The organism is Saccharopolyspora sp. 7B (assembly GCF_020177435.1).
Taxonomy (GTDB): Bacteria; Actinomycetota; Actinomycetes; order Mycobacteriales; family Pseudonocardiaceae; genus Saccharopolyspora_C; species Saccharopolyspora_C gregorii.
In genome coordinates this window covers 46,011-71,500 of the sequence record NZ_JAIUKC010000005.1, presented here as the reverse complement: position 1 = coordinate 71,500, position 25,490 = coordinate 46,011, and the positions used below count along the sequence as shown (strand labels likewise).

The window sequence follows — 25,490 nt, the reverse complement described above, 5'->3', positions numbered from 1 at the left end:
CCCCCCCCGCGGCGGGGGGGGGGCGGGGGCGGGGGGGGGGCGCCCGCGGCGGGGGGGGGGGGGGGCCGGCCCGCCCCCCCCCCCCCCCCCCCCCCCCCCCCGGGGCATCGATTCCGGTGCGGGCGGTTACGATCCGCCGCCGGTGACCTGCCGCGCGGCGCCGATCATCCTGGTGATCAGCTCGTCCCGGCGGCGCGCCAGCAGGTCGACCGAGTGCGCGTCGGTGGTCGGGGCGAGCCCGCGCACGAGCTCGCGCACCGTGTCGGCGTCCAGGTGCGGGCGGCCGAGGTCGTCGAACCACCGGTTGAAGCTGTCGGCGTAGCGCTCGCCGAAGGAGGTCAACCCGCCTTCGCCCGCGCCCAGGTGGAACAGCAGCGTCGGCCCCATCGCGGCCCAGCGCAGGCCCGGTCCCGCGGACACTGCGGTGTCGACGTCCTCGACGCTCGCCACTCCTTCGTTGACGAGGTGGATCGCTTCCCGCCACAGCGCCGCCTGGAGCCGGTTCGCCACGTGGCCCGGAACTTCGCGCTTGAGCTCGATCGTCACCTTCCCGACCGACTCGTAGAACGCGCGGGCCCGGTCCACCGCTCCCGGCCCGGTCCGCTCGTTGCCCACCACTTCGACCAGCGGGATCAGATGCGGCGGGTTGAACGGATGGCCGAGCACGAACCGCGACGGATCGCGCCATCCGCCCTGCATCTCGGTCAGGGTCAGCCCGGACGCCGAGGACGCCACGACCGCTCGCGGGTCCAGCGCGGGTTCGATGGCGGCGTAGAGCTCGTGCTTGAGCCCGATCCGCTCGGGAACGCTCTCCTGGACGAAGCCGGCGCCGTCCACGGCGGTGGGCGCGTCCTGGCTGAACTCGATCCGGTCCGGGCCGCCGCGGTCGGTCAGGCCCAGCTCGGTCAGCACCGGCCACGCGGTCTCGACGGCCCGGCGCACCCGCTGCGGCGCCTGCGGATCCGGGTCGAAGACGGCCACCTCGGTGCCCGCGGCCAGGAACAGCGCCGTCCAGCTCTGGCCGATCACTCCGCCGCCGAGGCTCGCCACCCGGGTGAACTCAGAACGCGACATGCTCAGCTCCCTTCAGGCCGAGCCGGCTCCGGGCTTGCGCCGGGGTCGCGACCGTGCGGCCGAGCGATTCGACGATGGTGCGGATCTTGCGGACCTGGGCGGCGTTGGACGGGGCCAGCTCACCCGGCCCGATGAACAGGCTGTCCTCCAGCCCGACCCGGAGGTTGCCGCCGAGCATGGACGCCTGCGTGGCGAAGGGCAGCTGGTGGCGCCCGGCCGCCAGCACCGACCATTCGTAGGAATCGCCGAAGAGCTTCTCGGCGATGGTGTGCATGTGCACCAGGTTGTCCAGGTCGGCGCCCGCTCCGCCGAGGACTCCGAAGACGAGCTGCACGAAGAACGGCGGCTCGACCCAGCCCTGATCGACCAGCCAGGCCAGGTTGTAGAGGTGGCCCAGGTCGTAGCACTCGAACTCGAACCGGGTGCCGTGCTCACCGCCGAGCTCCTTCACGATGTGCTCGAGATCGGCGAAGGTGTTCTTGAAGACCAGGTCCCGCGTCGATTCCAGGAACTCCGTTTCCCAGTCGTGCTTCCAGCGGTCGTGCTTCTGCAACATCGGGAAGATCCCGAAGTTCAGCGACCCGACGTTGAGCGACGCCATCTCCGGCGAGGTCGCGACCGCGGCGCGGAGCCGATCCTCGCGGCTCATGCCGAGGCCGCCGCCGGTCGAGACGTTGACGACCGCGTCGGTCGCGGCGGAGATCCGCGGCAGGAACCGCTGGAACAGCTCGGGCCGGGGATCCGGCCGCCCGGTCTCCGGGTCGCGGGCGTGCAGGTGGATGATCGCCGCGCCCGCTTCCGCGGCGTCGATGGAGGCCGTGGCGATCTCGTCCGGGGTGATGGGCAGGTGCGGTGACATCGTCGGCGTGTGGATGCCACCGGTCGGGGCGCAGGTGATGATGACGGGTTTCGGCATGGAGCCGCACCTCGATCCTGTGGGAGGGGCGGGTGATTAGGGCGTGGCGCGACCTGCCGCGATCGTCCGGTACGCCTCCAGGACGAGCCCGTGGAAGTGGTGCACGCCGTGCTCGGACAGGCCCGGCTGCCGTTCGGGGTCGTAGATGATCCGTCCCTGGTCGAACGCCGGTGAGCTCATCCCCCGCTGGACGCTCTCGACCAGGTCGATGTCCTGCACCTGCAGCACGTCGTCGATGTAGGAGACCGACTGCTGTTCGACCTCGGTGAGCTCCGGGCTCTCCAGGAAGAAGTCCCAGGTCTCCAGGCTCCGGTCCGGCCCGGCGGGCAGGATCTGGAACACCATGAAGTTCCCGCGCCCCGGGTAGCGCAGCAGGCAGGTGTTCGGCCACAGCCACCACACCGCGTGCTCGGTGACGGTCGCGCCCGAGACGTCGTAGGCGGTGTTCTCGGACTTGCCCGCATCGGCGAAGTGGCTCGACCAGATCCCGTGCGTCTTCACGTCGTAGGTGTCCATGTCGACCAGCGACACGAACTCCTTGTGCGCGACGTGGCAGTGGTAGCACTCCAGGAAGTTGTCGATGACGTTCTTCCAGTTGGTCTTCACGTCGTAGTGCAGGCGCTTGGCGTGCGTGAGCCCGGCGATGTCCGGGGCGCGGCGAGTGATCTCACCGGCGAGGTCGGGAGCCTGCTCGGCCAGCGGCGCCGCCGACGGGTCGAGGTTGACGTAGACGAACCCGCAGAACTCCTCCACCTGGACCTGGTCGAGGCAGATCTCCGACTTGTCGAACGTCTCCATCCGGTCCGTCTGCCGCGCACCGACCAGCGCACCGGTGAGGTCGTAGGTCCACGCGTGGTAGGGGCACACGATGGCGCGGGTCGTGCCCGAGCCGGACACGAGCTCGTGCGCCCGGTGCTTGCAGACGTTGTAGAAGGCGCGCAGCCGGTCCGACCGGTCGCGCACGATGACGATCGGCATCTCCGCGACGGTGGCGGACACGTAGCTGCCGGGTTTCGCCAGCTGTTCGACGTGGCACACCCATTGCCAGGTGCGGCTGAAGATGGCGCGGAGATCCGCGTCGTACCACTTCGCGTCGGTGTAGGCCTCCGCGCGCAGCGACATGGACCGCCCGGGATCGGCGTCGTAGCCCTGCGAGATCGCCTTGACTTCGTCCGTGGTGAGAGTCGTCATGACCTCGACCATAGGTCTGTTTGTACGATCGTTCAATCCCCGATTCCCATGCGGCGCAGCACATCGAACCGGAGAACACCCTCCGCACCGGCTCGATCACGGCCGATCGGGCGGCACTGCTGGACATTCGTTCAACCGTTGGTCATGATGCGCCGGAACGACACCGCCGCCGAGCAGGAGGACGAGCATGAGCGACTACGCGGTTGTCAACCCCGCGACTGGCGAGAGAACTTCGACGGTTCCGACGATCTCCGACGACGCGCTCGACTCGGCGTTGAGCGCGACCGCGCGGACGCAGTCGTCCTGGGCTCGCACGACCGGGGTGGAGCGGCGCGCCGAGCTCGTGGCCCGAGTGGGCGACCTGCACACGGAACGCCGCCGCGAACTGGCCGAGATCATCGTGCGCGAGATGGGCAAGCCCATCGACGAAGCGCTCGGCGAGGTCGACTTCTGCACCGACATCTACCGCTACTCCGCCGAGGTGGCGCCGTCCTGCGCCGCGGACGAAGAGATCCCGGTGGAGTCCGGTCGCGCCCTGGTCCGCACCCATCCGCTCGGGGTGCTGCTCGGGATCATGCCGTGGAACTACCCGGCCTACCAGGTCGCGCGGTTCGCGGCGCCGAACCTCGCGCTGGGCAATGCGATCCTGCTCAAGCACGCGCCGCAGTGCCCCGATTCCGCCGCGTTCCTGGAGCGGCTGTTCGTCGACGCGGGTCTGCCGCCGCACGCGTACACCAACATCTACGCCACCGACGACCAGGTCGCGCGGCTGATCGCGGACCCGCGCATCGCGGCGGTGTCGCTCACCGGTTCCGAACGCGCGGGGCAGACGGTGGCCGGGCTCGCCGGGCGCCACCTCAAGAAGGTCGTGCTGGAACTCGGTGGTTCCGACCCGTTCGTGCTGCTGGGGGCGGAAGACCTGGACGCGGTCGTCGGCCAGGCGATCGCCGCCCGCATCGACAACGGCGGCCAAGCCTGCAACGCGGCCAAGCGCATCATCGTCGTCGACGACCTCTACGACGCGTTCGCGGAGCGGTTCATTCCGGCGTTCAACGCCATCGAACCGGGCGACCCCGCGCTGTCCGGCACCGCGCTGGGACCGTTGTCCTCCGCCACCGCCGCGGACCGGCTGGAGAGGCAGGTGCAGCGGGCCGTGGAGCACGGTGCGACCGCGCACCGCGGTGCGGCGCGGCGGGGGAACTTCTTCCCGCCGCTCGTGCTCACCGATGTCGCGCCCGGCAATCCCGCGCACCACGAGGAGTTCTTCGGGCCCGTCGCCGTACTGTACCGGGTCGCCGACGAGCAGGAAGCGATCAGCGTCGCCAACGACACGCCGTTCGGCCTCGGCTCCTACGTGTTCACACCGGACCGGGAACAGGCGATGCGAGTGGCGGACGGGCTCGAAGCCGGCATGGTCTTCGTCAACGCGGTGGGCGCCGAGAGCGCCGAACTGCCCTTCGGCGGGGTGAAGCGCTCCGGCACCGGCCGCGAACTCGGCCGCGCCGCGTTCGCCGAGTTCGTGAACAAGAAGATGATCAGAATCCCCTGAACCCGCGCGTCCTTGGCGGTCAGCGGCGAAGCCGCTGAGCAGTGACCACCAGAGCAACCGGCACCGCCGCGGGTTCTCAGTTGCTTCCTCGCGAGGACGGCTTTTTCCCTCGTGGCGGAGCCAATCGAAAAAAAGATCTCGCAGCGAGGAAGCAGTGGTACAGCTGCGCTGCGGGCAGCCGCGGAGTGTCGATCAGTTGTCATCGGCTTTCGTCGTCTGCGGCTCGTATGTGCCCCGGATGTGGCCCGGGATGGTTTGTGCACGACAAGCGGAAACTCGCTGTCTGGAAGAAAGTGGCCGCCTGCCGTCACGCTTCGGTAGCTCCAGCCGGGTCCCCAGCCTCCCCCCGCCAGTGGGTGAGGTTACCGCGGGTGGTCAGGGTGGCGGGGTGGTCGGGGCCGAGGACGCGGATGCGGTCGGTCAGCAGTTCCTCGAACGCTTCGGCGGCTCCAGCCGGGTCCCCAGCTCGACCTCGCAAGGAGGCGTACATGTGCCGGGTGGTCAGAGTGTTGGGGTGGTCCGGGCCGAGGACATAGAACTACCCCATCTACCTCAATAAGCTCACCCTTACGTTCACCGTGGTATTTACCGCCGTGAACCACTTGTGCACCTTCGAGCACTCCGGCAAGCATTGAGATGGCGGAAGACTCGACTTCCTCCCCTCGCGCACGATAATATTGCACACCTGGCTCAGCCGACAGAACTTTTTCTAGTACGATAGAAATGTCAGTACTAAGAATGTGTGTCAAAGTTATCAGATAGCCTGTGGTTGTCTCAATCAAGGGATTTTTTCTTAACGGTGAGTCAAATGCGCGCCTGCAGCTAAAGTTTTTACCGATTGTTTCCGGTTTAACACTAAGAAGACGTGTCCACTCGAATACCTGATCCAGCTTCTCTTCCGGAACCCCGGAAAACATCTCCTCGCGGCGCAAAACTAGACGGTTCGATGCTTGTGATATTAACAAGCAAAGTCGCCGAGAAAGCTTTCCCGAGTCTCGGCGGTCTAGCAAAGTATGCTGGCGCAGCAGACAACCAATTTCAGCGAATCCGCTCACTGATTTCTGGAAATCGGACACGACTCTCGACCATCGGGATATAGTATTGTTTAGTCCAGTGAAAATGATGTCTAAATCTGGATGAGGGAATCCTCGATCCGAGAGGCGGGATGCCAGTCGTTTTGAATACGCCCAGTCGTAACGCGTGTTAAATGCACCTCGAACTGACACCCACTCTTCGACAAGAATATCTTGAAATTTTCTTTGGTTTTCCAAATCCTCATATTTTTTAGGCTGGCCAAGCAGTTTATTGCTAATGTTCAGATACTGTGAAATGATTCGAATGATACGTGCCTGCTGAAGAGCATTACGCGCCGACCGCTTGCGCCTCCTCTCTCGGATTTTCCCGGTTTTTTCGATTGAACTGCAGCATGACGCTATCAGTTCAATCTCGTAAGAGAATGAATTGGCAGGCGCCGTTACGGTATCGGCCCTAGGGTCAGATTGCCCAAAGAGAACAGCTAGGGTTACGCAATCAACCAAGCTGGTCTTATCAAGCTCACGAAATAGTTTTCTTATCGCAGTATCGAGATTCTTTTCGCACTCTTGGATAAACTCGACAGTGTCTTCGTTGGGCGTCGGTTGACCCCGCCTCGGGGTCTCTGGATTCAGGAAAAACCCGTCCTTGATCTGCCCAATAAAACGTGCTGCATCCACAGAAGAAAACCCTTGCAGAACAGAAATGCAATCCTTCAAATATGACTGGTCGCGCATCGGCGTTCCCAATTGTATCCTCTCGACAGGCACCTTGGTCACACTGTATCGCATCGCGCGACATGGTTGCGTCTCGATGTACAGGGAGCTTCGTATGCGGAAGCAGCTCCTATAGTTGCCATCAAAATATCTTCCGGAATAAAAAAGGAACCTTGATTGAATATAACTACGCGCCACGGGTTCTTTTCGTCTGGCACACCAACTACGGTTGCGCATCACTGGGGCCGGTCCGACCCGTCACTTTCTCGTCAATGCGCAGATAGTCCGCATCGACTCTGCTTGAACATGCACAGCTTCGGGCGTACTTCCGGAGTGCGCTTCTGCGCCCGCTTCGGTACCGGCAGATCCGGACCACAAAGGCTACCGACGAAAGCGAGCTCGCCAGCCCTAGCTCTTAACTCACCTGGCCAGGAATGACCAAATCGATCACTTCTGACCGTTAGCCTGATAGCTGTCGTAGACTCAGCCCTTTGCATGGCAGTCAGACTGTGTCCCGTCCCGCGCAGTACCACGCCGATTGACCGTCCTGAGGGGCGCGCGGGACAGTGCGGGACACCCAACGTGCAAGTGACGCGGCAGTCGGAGTTTACAAAACTGCAGCTCATCAAGTTGCACGCCTGTCCCGTCGTAGAGAAGCCGCTGGGACGGGCGGACAGTGCCTGATCATGCCACTATTCATGCGCTACCAACTCGATGCGTGTGGTTAGTGCGCAACTCGCCCCTCGGACACGCATTACCCCAGGTCAAGTCTTTGACCTGGGGTTTCTTCGTGACCGTATGGATGACCACTTTTACCTCAGTCTTCCGACCTGCATCTTTGCTAGTGGGGCCTCCCGTCGGGATACCCACCTACCCACAGGCTCAGGCCTCGCCCGCCATGTTCATTAGCCGCGAGGCCTAACCGCCGCGATCGCCTCAGTCATCGAGTGACCGGCACCGCCGCCGGTCACCACCATCTGCGCAACCCTGATCGGCACGTGTCTAGCCACGGTGCCCCGATGCGTATCTGCGGTATTTCCAAGGAACAGCTCGGACACCGTCCGGCTCTACAGACAGCTGCGGGTGCCATACGCCGCCGCCTGCACGAGCGCGGCGCACGATGCGGGACACCCACGTCAGCCCTCGGGTGGGTGGCGCCTGATGGCGAGGTCGACCACGCGGAGCCCCGCGGCTCACAACGCCCGGCCGCCTTCGATCGAGCCGTCGACGCGATCTCCGAAGCCTCCACCGCCTTCCTCACCGAATTCGGAGTCCACAGCACCGGGGACGTTCACTGGATCAGGGCTTTTGCGCGTCCTCCGCAAGGTCATCGGCGACCGCCACGGCTCCCCTAGGAATCGTCAGGACGTACTCCGCCGCGTGCTTGGCGAGATGCAGCGGCACCGGAAGTCCCAGCGGGACGTAGCCATCGACGTGGCGGAGCTGGTGCACGAGGGTGGCCCAGACCAACGGATCGTCCAACCCCTCGCGCTGTTCATCGGCTGTTCCGCTCGACGGCAGGCCCAGCACGGTGATCTCCCGAATTCCCGGGTTCCACCCAGAGATCTGCGGCAACGCGCCGGACTCCGCGTACTTGACCGCCCCACGCCGCTGTGCTCCTTGCGAGGTGACGTCGGTGGTACTCAGGAAGACCCGGTTGTTCGCTGGAGCATTCTCCGGCTGCCACAACCCGCTCGCGTGCCCAGCCGCCGGCTCTGTGTCGCGCGGGGCGTACCACTGCGGGACCTCGTCGCGGTTCGTCGAGTCACGCACCTGGACCAGGCGCAGTTCCGAACCGTGCAGGTCCAACCGCTGAGCAGGCATTCCGTCGAATCCGATCATGTCACGGACGACCTGGCCGGTCGTCAGCCACGGCCAGACGTGACGCATGTTGCCCGCCTGCACCATGACGACGGCCGGGGTGTTGCGCAGCTGGTAGAGGATCGCCCTGACCCGTTCCTGCGCGTAGTTCCGGGTTTCCTGCCAGCTCCTACCATGACCGTAGCCGTCCTCCGGAGCCTCCGCCGTACCCAGGCTCAACAGCAGTTCCGCGTAAGGGACCCATTCCTTCGACCGCTCGTCCCAGCCGTCCACTAGATATCTGTTGCCTCGGCGGCGGTGCCGCACCGCGATCAGCATCTGCCTCCGCTGGCGTCCTGGCCCTGTCGAATTCTTCCGAGCGATCCACAGTCCGACGTGCTGCAACTCAGCGGGGAATTCAACGCCGACGTTCAGATCCGCTGCGTCGACCACACCGAGTTGGCGCAGCCCGTCCAGCACCGCCCATCTCGCCCGTTCTCTGAGGTTATCTTCATCCGGAGTGATGAACTGCGTCAGCCGCCGGACCTCCGCGCAGCCTGCTCGGATCGCTTGTTTCGGATCCTGATCCTGTTTGAAGCTGCTGGCTCCCCGCAGCTCGGCGAACACCAGCGAAACCGGGTCCTCCGGATCGGGCGCACCGAAGTGGCCTCGAATCTCGGCCCGCCGACGAGCGCCAGCTCCCGCAAGCGCACGTCGACGTTCCTGCGGCTTGAGCCCTCCTGGAACGTTCAGCTCCGAGACAAGGACGCCCCACTCCTCGCAACAGACCTCCACCGCCAAGTCCCCGAGCTGCCATTCCACGATTGACATCGACGAGCCCTGCACGGGTCCGAGTCCAAGCAGCTCACACAGCGCGTCAAGGAGCGCCACCTTGATGTGCTCGTTCTGGAATCCGATGCAGATCTTCAATCGGCGCCCCGACAGCACAGCAGCGATCGAGGCCTTCCGCGATGCCATCCGGCGCGGAGCGAGCACCGTGCTGGCCGGGGATGTCATGGACCACTTCTTCGGTTTCGCCCGTCGGGTCGCCCGGACCAGGTCCGGAACACGGACGAAGTCCGGGCTCAGCACCTTCTCGACCCACTCGTCGATTGCCGAGCGCTCGGTGGGGAGCAAGCCTGCTCCGACGCCGTGCTCGCCACCACGCGCCGTGCTGTACGGCAGCCACGCCTCGGTGCCGTCGACTCCCCTCCGCCAACGGTCCGGATCCTGGACAAGCTCCGCTGCACCAGGGCACGCGAGCGTCCCAGGAAACTGCGGCAGAAGCTGCGCGAGGCTCTCGCGGGCCCATTCGACCCGGCGCTTGCGCCGGTCGTAGCGCAACCGGTTTGCCAGCAGGCGCGGCGCCGCCGCGCCCGGTTCCACACCGTTGAACGGCAGCCGCAGGTAGGCGGTGGCTCCGCGGGAGTCGAGTTCCAGCGGTACGCCCGACAACCAGCGTCGAACCCCGGACGTGACGTGCACGCGAAAGGAGTTCGCGAACGGAACGGTGTGCACCGAGACCGTTAGCCGCAGGGAATGGAACCAGTCCCTGCCCCTATGCGGATGCCTCTCCGGCGGCCAGGATACGAGCTCAACACCATCCTTTACGGACACAGTGCCGAAGGACAGCTTCGCGCTGCCGAACTGGTAGGTCGATCCGGCCAGCCGGGCTGCCACCACCTCCGGCAGCAGTTGATACAGCCGGTTGTCCGGTACGATCGTGCCGCCAGCCGTCCGGGTACAGGCCGCAAGATCGACGGGCGTGGGCGACCACGGGGGCAGTGCTTCCGCCAGGCCGTCGACCAGATCGACGACCGTCTCCTCGTCGAATGCCTCGGCGTTTCCGCCCGATCTGAGCACGTGCCGTACCCAGGTCTCCAGCAGCACGACCAACTTCGCGTCCGAGGGCGGTTGGACAGTGTACAACCAGGGATTCGCCGGATCATCGGTCGCGCCCCGGGCCGCGATCAGCTCCGGCACGGCGGCTCGGAACAGGTCGTTGAGCGAGTTGGTGGGCAGACCCCGAGGCACGTCACCGCGGACGAAGGTCCGCTGGTACGCCGCGAGGAGCTGCCGGCGCCATTCCGGCGCGAACTCGATCGTCCGAAAAGGCTTGATCAGCGGCCGGGCGAGTTCGTACGCGGTGAGGCTGATCAACGGATTCATCGGGTCGGTCCTCCCGCTCGCATGTCCTCTAGGCATCGCTCGAGAGCCTCGTGAAGCGGCGCGTACAGGCCCTCCACCAGCTGTTGTTCGTGCCGGGGCGGGGCTCCGGGGCTCGCCGGGCCGGGCGAGCGGTATTTCTGCAGAACGGCGTACATGCTGACCAGCAGGCTCGTATCAGCCGTGTCCATGCCCCTGCCAGCAGCCGACTCGGGGGCGAATGCCTCGTCGACGAAGGTGACCCGCGCGGAGACACCACCGCGCACCAAGCGGCCGATCACCTGCCAGATCACCACCAGCATGTCCCAGGTGAACGACTCGCGATCGTCGCCAAGCCGGGACCAGGCGGTCGATCTGCGGAGCACGCGCCGCCACTCCCGCCGCGCCTCCGCGCGGAAGGCGTACCCTGCCGCGTCGAGCGTGTCGGCACCAGATACCCACATGGCGAAACGGCCGTCCCGTTGGATCCGCACCGACCAGTCGTTCACCGCGTGCACCGCGAGGACCAAGTCGTCCGGCCGCGGGTTCGGACGGACCAGGAAGTAGACCGACCCGATCGCTGCCTTCCCCAGCTCGTTGAGGATATTGTGCCCGCGCTCGATAGCCAGTAGCGGTGCGACCAGCAACTCCGTGTTCGTCTGCGCCAACGTCTCGACGTCGCCGCGGCGGAGAACGGGCGACCGGTCTGCGGAATCGGGCCCGATCTCGTCATCGTCCCTGGCCAGCCGGCGGACACGTCCCTTCCAGCGGCGGAGGCCGTGCAGCTTGTCCGCCACTCTCTCAGCCTCGTCGTAGCTGCCCACGAGCAGCAGGATCCGCCAGCGGTCGTCGTCGCCGATCTCCCTTAGTTCTGCTTCCAGCGGGCTGAGGTCCGGCCCGTTGCTTCCCCCCAGCTCCACCGCCAGCTGCTCCAAGACCTTTATCCGCTTGTCCGGGTCAGTGCATCCCGAGACGCGCAGAGCGTGCGGGCCCGGATTCACCGGGCGGAACCGGAAATCGCTGCGGGCCACCTTGTCGATGTCTTCCTGCTGCGGAGCGATCAACGCATCGACGGGGAAGTCCACGTGATACCTGGTCGACGAACCCGCCCAGCTGCTGCCGGACATCAGCAGCACATGCGGACTGCTGCGCCCGTCGGCGGCAGGCAGCGAGCGCATGGCATCGAACATCTTCCGCCCGACACCCGCGCACTGGAAGAACCGCAGCTCACCGCTGTGCACCCCGCCGGCGTCGGCGGACTCTGCGTGGAACTGGAAGCCGAGCACGTTGCCCATCGGCGATTCCGGGACCACGGGTCCGTAGTCGATCGGTTTCCGGTAGAGCTGATTGAACTCCAGGTTCAGCGCCGCCTGCACGCGCGGCCACATCGCGGTCATCAGCGCCAGCTTCGGCTCCAACGCGGCCAGCAAGAGGGTGAACTCGAACCGCTGTCCCCACTTCTCCAGGAAACCATCCGGATCGTCGTGCTCGTCCAACCGGAGTAGTCGATGAAGCTTGCGACGCAATTGCGCCCGAGTTCGGGGAAGTCGCGTGGTGTGGAGCAGCTCGCTAGTCAGGCGGACGAGCTCCGGATCCGGCCGCCGTTCGGCGTCCGACCGGTCGCCGAACGGGTCGTCGCGGAACCTGTCAAGGATCTCCTCCAGCTCTCTGCGCTGCCCCTCGATCAAGGCCTGTGCGGCAGGCCCCGCCTCCTCCGAAATCTCGTAGCGGTCCAGCACGAGATCCTGTTGCAGGCTCCACGAACTGAAGTGGCCGGAGCGCAACCACCTCCGGATGTCGTGCTCCCGCACCAGCAGCCCGTAGAGCCGGTCCGTCGCGAGCGTGGCGGTGTTCAGCGCGGCAGACCAGTTCTGCACATCACTGTCCGAGAGCTGGACCCGCCCGCTGATGGCAAGCTCCTCGATCTTGTGCGTGCTCAGCCGGTCGAGCCACGAGCTGCTCAACCGCCCCACCAGGGGCACAGCCGGGGCGAACATGGCGTCGAACTGGATCTGAACCTTGTCCGCCTCGTCGACGATGATCAGGTCGCTGCGCCGGCAGGCCAGCTCGAAGTACCTGATCCGCTCCCCGTTCTGCGGCCAGGGAACCCTCGCGTCGATGAGGCTCGCCGGGGTGGAGATCCAGACGTCGGCGTCGACCAGTTCGCGTGCTCCGTGGTGCCGCGGGCAACCGGTCCAGTAAGGGCAAGCCAGCCGCTTGCGCCCCAAGCGCGGCTCCACTCCGTCGAGCGTCCACACAGGACTTCGCCGTGTCCGGTCACGAACGTTCGACCGCAGGGTGGTGCAGGGAACCTCGTTGGCCGTCAGCGGTTCGTCGTCCAGGAAGGTGTTGAGCAGGCAGGTGGTGCTCAGGTACTCGAAGCCCGGATCGTCGTGCGCGAGCAGGTTGACCGCTCCCCTACTGGATTGCCTCCGGTGCAGGCGTTGAGCGTGCTGCTCGCGATTGGACTGGCCGATGATGGGCGCGGCCTTGCAACCGTGGAGTTGCAACAGATCCGTCAGCCGCAGGCACTCGGCGACGTCGCCCAGCACGATCGTCACCCGCATCCCCAGCTTCCGCACGCAGTGCACGGTCAGCACGTCACGCAATGTGCTCTTGCCCGCTCCGACGATGCCCTGCAGGTGCAGGAAACCGTCGAGGTCCAGGGACGGGTCGTCGGTGATGACGAACTCGTCGTCCAACTTCGTGAACAGCCGAGAGGTCCCCAGGCGTTGTTCCCAACGCGCGTTCTTGCGCTGATCCATTTCCTTCGCGGTCTCGACGAGAGCGCTCTTCGTGATCCGATGCGGCGCGCCACCGTTGCGCGCGGGTTCGCCGAGGTCGTGTCCTTCCGGCTCGGGCAGGTCAACGTCCGGCAGGTGGACGGTGACGAGTTCCTGGCCCCTCCGGAAGGAGTGCGGGCCGGCCTCGGCCGTCTCGATGGGGCCTCCTTCGAACGGAGCCGGGCCGGCTATCAGGGACTCGTAGACGTCAAATCGGTCGGGCGCCACCGACAGCGTCCGCCGCTCCGCGGGGCTGTCGAGGTCGATCTTGCAGTAGGCGCGTAGCCCCTCGTCGAACTCGCTGTAACGGTCGAGGGCATCTAGCCACGCTGAACGTCGGCGGCGGGTCCACAGCTCGAACCGGGCTATGCTCAGCGTCCGGCGCTGCTGTTCCGTCGTTACGAGTCCCCGATGTGTGGCAAACGGGTAACCACTGAACAGGGTCCACGCGCCCCGGACCGGGTTCTCCGGCATGATCTGCTCCGCGACCAGCAGCCCGAGCTCCGTGGCGAGCATGTCGTGGATCTGCTGTGATTTCAAATCACTGGCCGCCTTGATGATCTGCACGATCTCCGCAAACAGCGGAGCGGAACTGCGCATCGTCACCCCGGTCCAGTCGTTCCGGCCCGTGCTGCCAGGTCGGCGAACTCGTGGGTGCCGACGATGCTCCAGCCCGAGCTTTCCATGGCAAGGTTCCGCTCGAAGATCGACCGAAATTCCGCCCCTTCCACGAGCCTGCCCCCGACCTGCACGACAAGGCAGCGATCCGCGCTCGCCGGGCCGACCGAGCGGCTCACCGATCTCGCCAGCAACGCCGGGTCGACGTGATTCCTGATGAACACTTCCCACTGCTCACCACCTGGCCAACCGATACTCAAGGCCCCGGAAAGTTCTCTCCGGTAGCTCATCCACGCTCCGCGAGCCGCCGCTACCCGGCGCACGTCCGCCTCCGCGCGACCGGGCGCACAGAATGCCCAGCGCACACCGCGAGGAAGGGCGATGGAATCCGTTACGGGGTGGATCGAAGGGGGCCGATCACGCAGGCAGGACTCCCACTCGCATTCCCATCCACATTCCCGTTTCGACTTCGGTTCCGACTTCGGCTGATCGACCGGAATCATCGGGAAGGAACAACTGCCGCAGACTGCTACGGTTCCGTCGCGCACGAACATCCCCGGCAACGGTTCGTAGAAGTCCCGCACCTTGCGCCACACCCGGCGGGACCGACCGCCGTTGAGCTCCCAGAACTCCGTCCCAGGAACCATCGGACGCGATACCGCGAAGGCCCGGCAGGCTTCGTAGGTTTCCTCATCCGGAGCAGCCTCGTCCAGGGCCCGGAGGAGATCCCGGACTCGCTCGTCGCTCACCACGCCGTCATGTGCCCATTCGAGGCATAACCGCGAAGGACTCGCCGTCTGCCGCAACACGAAAAGTTCGTCGATTGTGGACAGATCGGCGGGCAAGCGCAGGCCCCACTCGCGAAGCGGTTCCGTCCGGCACAGACGGACCATGCCCGGCAGGCTCCGCGGCGGCTCGCCACCCACGCGTATCAGGGTGTTCACCAACAAGTCCAGCGCCCGCTGAGCGCTCGGCGGGTAGGGCAAGGAGAACGCAACTGGGTCCGCTACGTCGGCGAGCTCGATGATGCCCCGCGCCACCGTCCGTACCACCTCGACGTCGTCCGGTGCCGCGGTCATGCGCTGCTCTCCGGCAATGCGTCCGGGCACCACCTGCGCACTTCGCAACGCGCGCACTCCAGGCCGGGCCGCGGCGCGAACTCCTCGTCGCGGTGCCAGTCGACGACCATCTTCCGGATCACTTGGTGGGCATCCTCCTGAAGATCCCGCGAGAACGGGTCGAACTGCCGCAGGTCGACACCGTTCGGCCTCAGCACCTCAAGCTCAACCCGCGAACGCCGCCGGTCGCCACCTAGTAGTCGCTGTCCGAGAACGAGCACAGCCAGCGCGATCTGCGGCAACGACTCCAGCGAATCGAACCGGCGGGAGGAAGTCGCGCGGGTGGTCTTTACCTCGCGCCAGACCCACGAGCCGCGATCCGAGTAGAGCAGATCGGGCTCGACCTTGACCACCACGTCCGCACTGGTGTCGTCGAACGTCAGGCTCGGTTCGTACCTGAGCTCCGCTCCGGCCTGCAAGCCCCGCAACGGGCACACCTCCGCGTGGTGCCGGAGCATCCGCAGTGCGACACCGTGCTCCGCGCCATCCGGTTCGGAACTCCACATCGCCTCCTCGTCCGGCGCGCAAGGCACCTGCGGCCTGTGCCGGTGCCGGACGTGCAGGTGATCGTGGATCGACCGGCCGCGTTCGGCCGTCGCGCTGCGCTCCACCTCCCAGGCCGTGGGTAATCGCGATCTGCGGAGGTGATCCTTCGCGGGGCAGGCTCGATAGTACCGCCCGTTGCTGACGGACCAGGTGCGACGCGGCCTGCTCCGATCCTCGATCCCAAGCAGGCCCGGTGCGGCGGGAAGTCCGCGGCAACCAATGCGGTAACGACACTTCACACAAGGATCACCGGGGCGGTACTCCGTGCTATTCACGACTGAGGCCAGCGCCGGCGCACCTACCTTCCGATGGAAATCGACGGCCTCGGCGGGGGAACCCTCGTATAGCAGAGGACCCACTTTCCCTTCGAGGCAGTGGAATTCGCGAACCCGCACGATTTCAACATGCGGGTTGGCGCTCGCGACTACGAACGCGGCCACTGCCTCTTCCGCCTTAGTCCGCTCCCGACCAGCACTGCTGTAGGTCGGCAACCTGATCTCGTGTACCCGGCCGTCCGTCGAGCGGTAGCAGCGGCCCCAGATCCGGATCCGGTAGTTGCTGATCCCGCGCTGGTCAGGAGGAACGAATCTGCGCCGATACATCCACCCGGGGATCACCGGGTCCCAGGAGGTATCTTCGCAGTCCGTCCCGCCCGGCGGATAAGCGGCAAGATAGTTGCGCGTGGCGAGGACTGCCCAGCGCCGCACACCGCGGTGAATCGGGCCGAACCGCTTGCCCGATTCGAGATCCGCTAGTACATTCACGGGGAGCTCGCCGTCTCGTTCGACTCTGTCGAGCGCTTCCATGAACGGTTGGAGTGCGAAATCGACCAATTCCGGCTTCTTCGCCGGCCCCGACGCGATCTCCGGCGAGATCCCGCGACGCACGCGAAGCGCATCTCCTATCGGGCACCGGAATGTTCCAGAGCCGACCGTTCCCGCCCAAATCTCGATCGTGTGGGCATTCCCGATGACACCCTTCGGTACAATCCACTTCGACATTCACCCTCCAGTGCTGCCTATCATCCCACACCGGCTCTACTCCCTGCGGGTGAATTCGATGGCGCCTCGGCAGCCGAGGCGACAATCATCATCGCCGTCACTATCTGGAGGTAACAGTGCAGATCGGGACTGTGGTGGCTGGCTGCTACCGGATCACCGGCCAACTCGGGCGCGGCGGCATGGGCCGACTCTTCCGAGCCGAGGAGATCGGAACCGGTCACGAGGTCGCGGTGAAGACGCTGCTTGCACGCTGGGAGGAGTCGACCACTTGGTTTGCCGAGAGGCAGGGACGGCTGATCGTAGAAGGCGAGTTCGGCATAGAGCTTCGCGGCATCCCCGGAATCCCAAAAGTCCTCGACATGGCAGATCTGACCGCCGAGCAAGGCTACGTCGTCTTCGAACTGGTCGATGGCCGATCGCTGGATGACTTCCTGCTGGACCACCGCCCGCTAAAGCGCCGGACCGCGATAGCCATCGCGATCCAGCTCGGCGTGGTCCTGACCTCGGTGCACCACCGGGAAGCCGTGCATCGCGACGTTAAACCGAGCAACGTGATGGTGGATCATGATGGAATGGTTCATCTGCTCGATCTCGGAATCACAAGACGACTCGAAGATCAGCCGAAACCCGGGGGAACCGCGGGTTACGCGCCGGTCGAGCAGATCGACGGTTCGCTCGTCGACGTGCGCAGCGATCTCTATGCACTCGGTTGCGTCATCTGCGAGATGATCACAAACGAGGTTCCGTACGGCGAGGACGAGGGCTGGAACAGGAGCGAGGAGGTGCACGAGCCGCCGGAGTGGATCAGTCGGTATCTCGGGCTGGAGCTGGGAGAGCTCGTCGCACAGATGGTGACACGCGATATCGACCGCCGGCCGGGAACCGCCACCGAGGTCGTGCAACGACTACTTACGCTGCTCCCGCCGGAGAGCGCCGGGCCCGATCCACAGGCCCCGGACGCGGACCCCGAGGCGTGGCTTCGCCGGAATCCGCCAAAGCTCGAACCTGCCGGGTGATCACGAAGACTCAAGATGAGCCAACCGGCGTTCGACCTGCTGCTGATCCTTCTGGTCCTCTTCGGAAAGGTCGCCGATCTCCTGGAAGAGCTTTCTCGCTCGCCGCAGTGCACGGCGCTCCGCCATCTCGTCGCCGAGTGCAGCGAACTGCTCGGCGAGCGCCTTCTGAACCCGAGCCTCATTGTGCTCGGAGCGAAGCTCCACATAGACCTCGATCGCAGAGCTGAAGTGCTTCACAGCCTCTACCAGCCGCCCCTGCTCTGCGAGGAGACTGGCCAGATTCCGGTGCACCGCCGCCAGACCGTTCGCGTCGGATGCCCGCTTCGCGAACTGCAGAGCGGTACGCGCCCGATCGAGCGCCTCCGGAACCCGACCGGACGCGCGCTCCACGCCGGCCAGGCCGTTGAGCGCGTGGGCCTGGCCGCGAGCGTCGTCCTGCGATCGGAACAGTTCCACAGACCTCTCGAATTCGGAACGGGCGTCCTCCCACCTCTTCTGTTTCTCGTGGAGCACCCCGAGCAGCTGCCGACCTGTCGCCTCCCCAAAGGTGTTTCCTGCCTGCACGCTCATCCCGATCGCCTGCCGAACATTGCTCTCAGCAAGGGGGTATTTGCGCTGCAACCGATACGTGCCGGCCAACAGTCGTAAGATCAGCATCTGTGTCCCGGGGTCCTGACCTTCCGGCCAGGCCGGCTTCGGACCAGTGCAGAGATTCCGTGCCCGAATGAGGTGTTTCACCGCGTCGTTCCAATGGCCTCGCCGCCACTGGAACGTCACCAGGACAAGCGGAAGAAGGACGCAGTACCGCAGAGGCGGATCGAGCCCCTCATCGTTCAGCATCGCCGTGTAGGTCGGGTAATGACGGTCGAGCCACCTCACGGCCTCTTTCTTGCTCGCCGGCTCTGGCAGCACCATGTCCGCGGGCCGAGATCCGATTTTCAGCTCCCGGCCGGAATCCAGTTTCAGATCGCACTGGTAGCCCGCGTGCAGCAGGTATTCGAGCAGCCGTTCGCGCTGGCCGTCCCGTTCCGCACCGGTCATGTCCGCCATCGCTCGGTCGGCAGCGTACGGCTGAATCACGTCGTGCAGCTGGTATCGCCCGTCTCGCACCTCCTGGAGCAGATTGCCGTCGATCAGCTCGTCGAGCCCTTCACCCAGCGTGGCACGAGGCCCACCGACCATGTGGAAGAGCGCGTCGCGGCCAACTGCCGCGGAACCGGGATGCAGTCCGCACGCCCGGAACAGTCGCGCCGCGACCGGCGAGAGCTGTTCGTAGGACCAGGAGAGCACCGCGCGCAGCTCCAAACCGGGATGTCCGGGCACTGGGAACCCGAGGAACCTCTGGTGGTTCTCCCACTCCTTCCATAACAAGGAGATGCTCCGTTTGGGGCGTCGCCGGATCTGGGCGCCTACAACAGTGAGCAGCAGCGGAGATCCGCCGCACGCCGCCGCCAAGTCCTCGACCGGCTTGTGTTCCCTGCGCGCCCGTTCGGTACCGATCATCTCCGCCAATAAGTCGAGGGACGCAGCATCGTCCAACGGTTCCAACTCCACCTCCGCGGCTCCTCTCGATACCAGCAGATCGACGAGCCTTGATCTGCTGGTCACGACCGCCGCCGTGTCTGGTGAGCCGGGCAGGAGTCCCTGCACGTGTGCGAAGTCCACGACGTTATCGAAGACGAGTAACGGGCTGCGAGCCGCGATCTCCGAGAGGAATCTGCCGAGTAACTCCTGCTCGCCACCGTCCGGAACTTTCAGATCCCAGCCGCCGAAGATCTCGGCCACCACCTGCTTCGTCGTCTTGCGCTGATGTTCGGAATATCCGCGCAGATCCACGTAACGCACTCCGCCCGGGAACCTGACGGCTGCTGACCGCGCCGCGCTGACCGCCAAGGTTGATTTGCCAGCTCCGGGCGGGCCGGTGATCGCCGCCACCTGCGGTGCATCCGTTCGTGGCGATAGGACCTCGTCGAGCTGCGCCAAGTGCTCTGTTCGCGCAAACAGGTGGGTGCGAACGTTCGGCAGATTGTTCGGCGCCGCCTCACTGGGCTGCATCCGGTTTCGGCGGGCCAGGTCGCGGGCGGCGCCTTCGAACCGGTCAATCTCTCCCGGGCAACACCGGCGAGCCTCTTCGATGACTGCGTACGCGACTTCAACGTCAGCGCGCTCGGCCATTGCATCGATCAGCTTCTGGTACATCTCGGCGCGCTCTTGCTGCAACACTGAAATGTTCACTGAGAAGTCTACGTCGTCTCCGATCCCGGACAAGGGCTTCTCGTCGAAGTCCCAAAGCTTCCTCGCCTCCTGCAGCATCTCCACGCGCAATGCCGGATCGCTTTCGTCGGCGTCAGCCATCAGCTTCCGGAACCGCCAGAGGTCGATCTGCTCGTCTTCGACTGCGAGACAGGTCATTCCTCTGTCGCGCTCCAACACGGCCAGCGGCCCCGGAAACAACTTCCGCATATCACGGCGATAGGTGCGCAGCGTGACCTTCGTCAGCGGCCCCTTCCGGCCCGCCAGCTGCTCGGCGAGCCGCTCATCGCTGATCCGTCCGTTCCGCGTCAACGCGACCGCGGCCAACGCGGCCAGCACCTTGGGGTGCTGCGGCTGCTGGACCTCGCCGTGCAGGAGCACCGCAACCCTTCCAAGCAACCGAATTCGAAGATTTTCCGCCACGGCCATACATCCTGGTCAATACGCAGCCGGAAGGTAACAGCCAATCGGGTGTGGGTGCCTTCCCCACGCTCCTCCCCACGTTTTCCCCACACGGAGGTTGCAGTCTTCTCCTCGTCGGCGGACCGGTAGGACAACCGACCGCCGCAGGGCAGGTACCGCAAGTACCCGCACCTGTCAACCAGTAATAGTTGTTCACGACCCGCGATCCGAATCGCGGAGAGAAGGAGAAGAAGCATGCGTCAAAGCGAGATCTCGTACCGCCGGGTGATCATCGGCGGCGGGGGGAGCACCGCGGACACCCGCGCAAGCTGCGGCCTGATCTCGGTCATCCGCACCGTCTGATCCACGACACCTGCGTCTAAACGCGTCGCGAACGGCTCTCGAGCCGCGACCGGGGGCCCGGGGGCCCCCCCCGCCCCCCGGCCCCCCCCCCCGCCCCCCCCCCCCCCCCCCCCCCCCCCACCCCGGGTCCGCCACCCCGCGCACCCCGGCGCCGACCGAGCAGGCACCGGCGGTCCCCGCGTCACCGTCGTGGGGGGGGGGGGGGGCCGGGGGCCCCCCCCCCCCCCCGGGCCCCACCGACCTTCCGCACCACCAGGCCGAACGCACGAAGATCGTGAGCCCCACCAACACCTACCCATCCTCGAATTCAAGCAGGAGCACCACTGACAAGTTGAGGAAGAGGACTCGACATGAACGAGGTCGAAACGCCGACGAACACCACCGACCAGCACCGCGTCGGTCGGGCCAATCTGCACTCGTCCCCAGAAGGCACCGACAACACGTCCACCGTCGCCGACGGGAGCGCGGACGCGCCATTGAACAGCGTGGCCACCAACATCTACAACGGCCCGGTGATCAACATCGCTGGCAACCAGGCCCAGTTGAGCTGGGAGGACGTGCGCCACCCAGGTACGCGAAACGAGCAGACCGCGCTCGACTTCGAGCAACTCGCCAGCTCCGTGCTGCTGACCATGCGCAACCTGCATTCCTGCGAACTCGGCGAGACCGACCTAACAATCGCCGAATCCACCGGCCGCGACGTGCTGGAGGAGGCGGCTCGTCCGGAGCCGAACAGCGGCAGGATTCAACGCGGATTGGCCGCGCTGCGCGCGCTCCTCGGGCCACTGGCGACCGGAGCCGCGGAGGGAGCCGAGGAGGGCGCGCGCGAGCTCGCCCGAACAGCCGTCGGCCAGCTCAACTCCCTTATCTGAGCGTGGTCAGGCGGCCTCCACGCCGGGGAGGGTCTTACCAGTGAGAGGAGATTGGTGGCGCAGGCTGTGCCGACGGCGCGGGGGTAGCTGGGCGTAGCTGTGGATCTGGCTGGAGCAGAACGCGGGCAGGTAGTGCAGGCCGACGGAAGCCGCTGTTCAGGTCCAGTGTCAGGTCGACGGCGGCAGCCGGCGAAGCACTCTTCGAGCTTGTGAGGGGTGCCCAGGCGGCGAAGAGCGTCCGCGAGCTCACCGAGTCGGTCAGGGCTCGCGAGCGCCGCGTCGTGGTCCTCGTACCGCACGCTCGACATCCCGTTCGGCCGATTGCTGCTGGCGGCCACCGAGCCGGAGCTGTGCGCGTCACCTACCCAGCCCTCCACACACTCTCCTAGCAGCTCCGGCCCCCGCCGATCTCCCCTCACGGCCCCTCTCATCATCGGGGAACAGAGGTCTCGACCTGGCCAGGCTGCGGCGGACCTCGCCGGTTTACTCGCGCGGTGGATCGTCGTAGGTCTTGGGCGCTCTCATTGAGGAGCCCCGAAGACAACACGCCCGAGGGCCGCCGGATTGCTACAAATGAGGGCCTGCTTCGCCTCCTGGACTCCCACATTCCAGGGCGCTGACATTCCCCGGTAGAGCCGTCGGGACAGGCAGCCTCCACTTCAGGCGCACCACGGAGCCCTTCAGGTGCACGTCGGGACACCCGATAGCACCTGTCCCGAGCGGGGCCCAGCCGATATCTTCGCAGTTCACAAGGAAAAACTTCCTGCCACGCCAAAGCGTCCCAGGTGGACGCCCCGTCGGGAGACAACAAGCGCTTCAACCGATTTCGGGAAGCTGAAGCCGTGTGGTTAGTGCGCAACTCGCCCCTCGGACACGCAATCAACCCCAGGCCAAGCCTTTGACCTGGGGTTTTTGATTCAGATGTTGTGAACCGCCCAACTCCTGAGCGTCCTGACCTGCGTCGTTACCAGTGGAGGTGCAAATCCTTCTCGGATACGCACCCTCCCAGCTCTCCTCTGGCCTCGTCACGTCTCCGCCAAGAGCAACTAGGGCCTCAGCTCAGCGAGCACGGCGCCCCCGCACACGATGCGCGGTCCATCAATTCAGGCCTCCGGCGGATGGTCGTCTGTGGCTAGGAGATCTAGTGTTCAACGTGGTTGAACCTGGCACAGCTGCGGGGATGGAGCTGTGATCGTGGCCCAAGGCTTCAGCGCGCTGGTGGCGCTCCACGCGAAACAAGGCGAACTCACCGCGCTTCGCAGATGGAACCGAAAGTCGCAGATCCGCCGGATGCAACCGCTGCTGGAGCTGGTACCGAGTTCCTCACCGCACAGCCAGCTCGACAAGGTCGACGAAGTGGCACGGAGCCTCCACGCGTCCGGGCGCCATCTGATGATCGATGCAACCGAAGTCACTCACATGCCGAGCTTCGGCAGCGGACCCGCTGGCGCCCTGCGCACGCTGGCGGACCGACTGGACGGGCCCGTCCATCTCCTCGATTCGTACCCGGTCCAGTTCGAACCCGTGATTCGATCTGACGTCGAAGACGACGTGCTGTCCGCATGCAGGAATCTGAGCAAGGAGATGGGACTCGGTGGCGCCATCCGCGAGACCAGCCGAGTTCACCAGAGCGCGCCTGTCTGAGCTGCTCGAAAGAACGGAGTTGACAACGTGGAGCTCGATCTGATTATCGATCTCCAGTACGTTCCAGAGAACTCTCCGTGACTCGAGGAGCTCGCTGGCAAGGGTCTGCGGATCGTTGCCGAAGCTGCACCGTTCCGCCCCACCACGCTGCTCGCCGTCTCCATCCCGCGCCTGCTCAATCGGACCTCCGCCTGGGAGGCACCTCGTGTCAAGGAGGAACCATGGCGGCAGCTGCGCGATGAGACCGCCGCCGACATCCAGCTCGGCGTGGGTGCCACGAGCCACCCCCGTTGCACTGGGGACCTCTCATCACCTCGCGTATCTCGCCACCACAAGCGAGGCGATTCCCCGGTGAACGGTTCTCGAGGCCTCTTCTGCACCTGTGCCTCGATGTCGGACCCAGCCAGCGACGCGTGCGTAACCATCGAACCGCACCACATCTCGACGACCCAGCGTTAAGATCCACTTCGGGACCGACTCGCTGACATTGCTGGGGGATCGTTTGCGGCACGTTCGTGGGAGCGCAGCCGAGCTGCTCACCAAAGCCGAGCAGGGGATGCTAATCGCGGAGATCGCCACCGCCGTCGGTGGTCGGTACGACCTCAGTTCGAACCGCGGCGAAGTGGAGGCGTGGCGCAACAGCCTCCCGGTGCTGCTCGAAGTGCTTCGCGACGCCGGGCTCAGCCACGTCGAGGTGTTGCTCGAGCACAGGTTGCCCTACAGCCCGAAGAGGGTGGACGCACTTCTGTGCGGCTGCCACCCGGAGTCGGGTGAACAGTCATACGTCCTGGTCGAGTTGAAGCAGTGGAGCCGCGCCGACACCGTGGGCGATGGGCTGGTGAGGGCGTCGGGCGTGAAGAAGCTCCAGCTTCCTCCTGTTGCGCAGGTACGCCGGTATTGCCAGCAGCTGCTCGACTTCACTCCCTCGCTCGCGCGGCGGGCGGAGCCTGTCAGCGCGATCGCGTTTCTGCACAACGCCAGCCACTCCGATGTCGACGGGCTCTACAACTACCAGTCGCACGGTCTGGTTCATCTCTACGCCGCAGACGAACGAGAGGACCTGACAGATCACCTACGAGCACTGCTGGACACGAACTCCGAATCTCGCACCGCATGCGTGCAAGCGGCCGACGAGCTGCTGCGGGCCGAGAAGGCGCCCGCGAGGACGCTGCTGAGAACAGCCGCCGACTCCTTCGAACACCGCGACGACTTCGTGCTCCTCGACGAACAACAGGTCGCGTTCAACCTCGTCCTGAACGCCGTCGCTCAAGCCGAACAAGCAGGCACCAGCTGGACCCCGGATGACAAGACGGTGGTCATCGTCCGAGGAGGCCCCGGTTCGGGGAAGAGCGCACTCGCTACGACGCTGCTCACGAAGCTGGCTCGACACGGCAAACGCGTCCTCCACGCAACAGGTTCCAAAGCATTCACCGAAACGCTCAGGGACCGCGTCGCCCGAGGCGATCCGCGTACGAGCGACATGTTCGGCTACTTCAACACCGTGACCGGACGCAAGGACGACCTCGACGTTCTGGTGTGCGACGAAGCCCACCGCATCCGTGGAGGATCACCGGACGGGCGAACGCTGCCGGTGTACGAACGTCGGCAGATCAACTCCCTGATCGACGCGGCAAAAGTTCCGGTCTTCTTGCTCGACGAGCACCAAGTCGTGCGCCCCAACGAACGAGGAACGCCCGACAACATCAAGGCGGCTGCAGAAGAACGCGGGTACGCGGTCCACGTAGTTGACCTCGAAGGTCAGTTCCGGTGCGGTGGTTCAAAGCTGTTCGACGAGTGGGTCGTCCGTGTGCTCGGACTGATCGACGAGGATCCGATCGGCTGGTCCGACCTGGTCGCGAGCACGCGCGACGAGTACGTGGTTCGCGCAACGAAGAACGCGCAGTCCTTGGAGCGATGGCTGCTCCAGAGGTCCTCGATGTTCGGGGGAACCGCCCGAATCTCGGCCGGATTCTGCTGGGACTGGAGCCGCCCGAAGCAGCACGAAGGGAAGCTGGTGCTAGCTGCTGACATCGACATCCCCGGTTGGCACCGACCGTGGAACACGCCGCCTGACGCGTCAGTCACCGACGCGCCACCCGCCTCTTTATGGGCGTCGGACCCACGTGGATTCGGTCAGGTTGGATGCGTCTACACCGCGCAAGGCTTCGAGTACGACTGGGCTGGCGTCATCTTCGGCGAAGACCTCGTCTTCAGGGAGAAGGTCGGCTGGTGCGCGCAGCAGGACAAGACCAAGGATCGGTCCTTGAAGAACACCTCCCCCGGATTCTTCGATCGACTGGTCCGAAACACCTACAAAGTACTGATGACCAGGGGCTTGCAAGGTCTCGGCGTGCATTCCATCGACCCGGAGACGAACGAGTTCCTTCGACACTTCGCGCGCTGACGCACCGACCCGATGCCACGGATATTCCTCCGCCCAGCGCCCGCCTG

Annotated in this window: 14 protein-coding genes; 5 read left to right on the top strand and 9 right to left on the bottom strand. The window is 65.4% G+C overall.

Annotation, left to right across the window (positions count from 1 at the left end):
• Nucleotides 1-126 precede the first annotated feature (126 nt).
• From LCD33_RS01320 to LCD33_RS01310, 3 genes are read right to left on the bottom strand one after another with little or no spacing between them, the layout of a single operon-like run.
• The gene (locus LCD33_RS01320) at nucleotides 127-1,074 is read right to left on the bottom strand and encodes a 3-hydroxyacyl-CoA dehydrogenase NAD-binding domain-containing protein (protein WP_224966494.1); all 948 of its coding nucleotides are present in this window, start codon (nucleotides 1,072-1,074) and stop codon (nucleotides 127-129) included.
• Complete coding sequence (locus tag LCD33_RS01315) at nucleotides 1,061-1,990, bottom strand: 3-keto-5-aminohexanoate cleavage protein (protein ID WP_224966493.1); 930 nt, start codon at nucleotides 1,988-1,990, stop codon at nucleotides 1,061-1,063. The genes LCD33_RS01320 and LCD33_RS01315 overlap by 14 nt, the downstream gene beginning before the upstream one ends.
• A 36-nt stretch (nucleotides 1,991-2,026) precedes the next feature.
• On the bottom strand, nucleotides 2,027-3,181 hold the full coding sequence (locus LCD33_RS01310; protein WP_224966492.1) for an aromatic ring-hydroxylating dioxygenase subunit alpha: 1,155 nt from the start codon (nucleotides 3,179-3,181) through the stop codon (nucleotides 2,027-2,029).
• A 187-nt stretch (nucleotides 3,182-3,368) separates the two neighbouring features.
• On the opposite strand from LCD33_RS01310, the gene LCD33_RS01305 reads away from it, so the two are divergent.
• Nucleotides 3,369-4,730, top strand: coding sequence for an NAD-dependent succinate-semialdehyde dehydrogenase (locus tag LCD33_RS01305; RefSeq protein ID WP_224966491.1), 1,362 nt, complete (start codon nucleotides 3,369-3,371; stop codon nucleotides 4,728-4,730).
• A 307-nt stretch (nucleotides 4,731-5,037) separates the two neighbouring features.
• Here LCD33_RS01305 and LCD33_RS01300 read toward each other — a convergent pair whose 3' ends face one another.
• The 5 genes from LCD33_RS01300 to LCD33_RS01280 all read right to left on the bottom strand — a co-directional run bounded on the left by LCD33_RS01300 (nucleotide 5,038) and on the right by LCD33_RS01280 (nucleotide 16,489).
• Entirely contained in the window at nucleotides 5,038-5,220 is a 183-nt protein-coding gene (locus LCD33_RS01300; RefSeq protein ID WP_255616936.1) for a tetratricopeptide repeat protein, read from the bottom strand.
• 2,557 nt (nucleotides 5,221-7,777) lie between these two features.
• Nucleotides 7,778-10,447 carry a pPIWI_RE module domain-containing protein gene (locus tag LCD33_RS01295; RefSeq protein ID WP_224966490.1) on the bottom strand — a complete coding sequence of 890 codons (2,670 nt, stop codon included), beginning with the start codon at nucleotides 10,445-10,447 and terminating at the stop codon, nucleotides 7,778-7,780.
• Entirely contained in the window at nucleotides 10,444-13,806 is a 3,363-nt protein-coding gene (locus LCD33_RS01290) for a hypothetical protein (protein ID WP_224966489.1), read from the bottom strand. Before LCD33_RS01290 ends, LCD33_RS01295 begins: the two co-directional genes overlap by 4 nt.
• Nucleotides 13,807-13,808: 2 nt before the next feature.
• A complete protein-coding gene (locus tag LCD33_RS01285; RefSeq protein WP_224966488.1) occupies nucleotides 13,809-14,903 on the bottom strand; it encodes a hypothetical protein in 1,095 nt (364 codons plus the stop codon).
• Nucleotides 14,900-16,489 (bottom strand): PD-(D/E)XK nuclease family protein, encoded by a 1,590-nt coding sequence (locus LCD33_RS01280; RefSeq protein ID WP_224966487.1) that lies wholly within the window; start codon nucleotides 16,487-16,489, stop codon nucleotides 14,900-14,902. The genes LCD33_RS01285 and LCD33_RS01280 overlap by 4 nt, the downstream gene beginning before the upstream one ends.
• A 116-nt stretch (nucleotides 16,490-16,605) precedes the next feature.
• Between LCD33_RS01280 and LCD33_RS01275 the strand changes: the two genes are divergently transcribed.
• Complete coding sequence (locus LCD33_RS01275) at nucleotides 16,606-17,505, top strand: serine/threonine-protein kinase (protein WP_224966486.1); 900 nt, start codon at nucleotides 16,606-16,608, stop codon at nucleotides 17,503-17,505.
• Here LCD33_RS01275 and LCD33_RS01270 read toward each other — a convergent pair whose 3' ends face one another.
• Nucleotides 17,506-20,187: a tetratricopeptide repeat protein gene (locus LCD33_RS01270; RefSeq protein ID WP_224966485.1), complete on the bottom strand. Its 2,682-nt coding sequence runs from the start codon at nucleotides 20,185-20,187 to the stop codon at nucleotides 17,506-17,508.
• Nucleotides 20,188-20,873: 686 nt separating this feature from the next.
• On the opposite strand from LCD33_RS01270, the gene LCD33_RS01265 reads away from it, so the two are divergent.
• From LCD33_RS01265 to LCD33_RS01255, 3 genes are all read left to right on the top strand, one after another.
• Nucleotides 20,874-21,395 carry a hypothetical protein gene (locus LCD33_RS01265; protein WP_224966484.1) on the top strand — a complete coding sequence of 174 codons (522 nt, stop codon included), beginning with the start codon at nucleotides 20,874-20,876 and terminating at the stop codon, nucleotides 21,393-21,395.
• Between the two features lie 1,194 nt (nucleotides 21,396-22,589).
• Nucleotides 22,590-23,039 carry a hypothetical protein gene (locus tag LCD33_RS01260; RefSeq protein WP_224966483.1) on the top strand — a complete coding sequence of 150 codons (450 nt, stop codon included), beginning with the start codon at nucleotides 22,590-22,592 and terminating at the stop codon, nucleotides 23,037-23,039.
• Between the two features lie 556 nt (nucleotides 23,040-23,595).
• Nucleotides 23,596-25,443 (top strand): DNA/RNA helicase domain-containing protein, encoded by a 1,848-nt coding sequence (locus LCD33_RS01255; RefSeq protein WP_224966482.1) that lies wholly within the window; start codon nucleotides 23,596-23,598, stop codon nucleotides 25,441-25,443.
• Nucleotides 25,444-25,490: the final 47 nt, after the last annotated feature.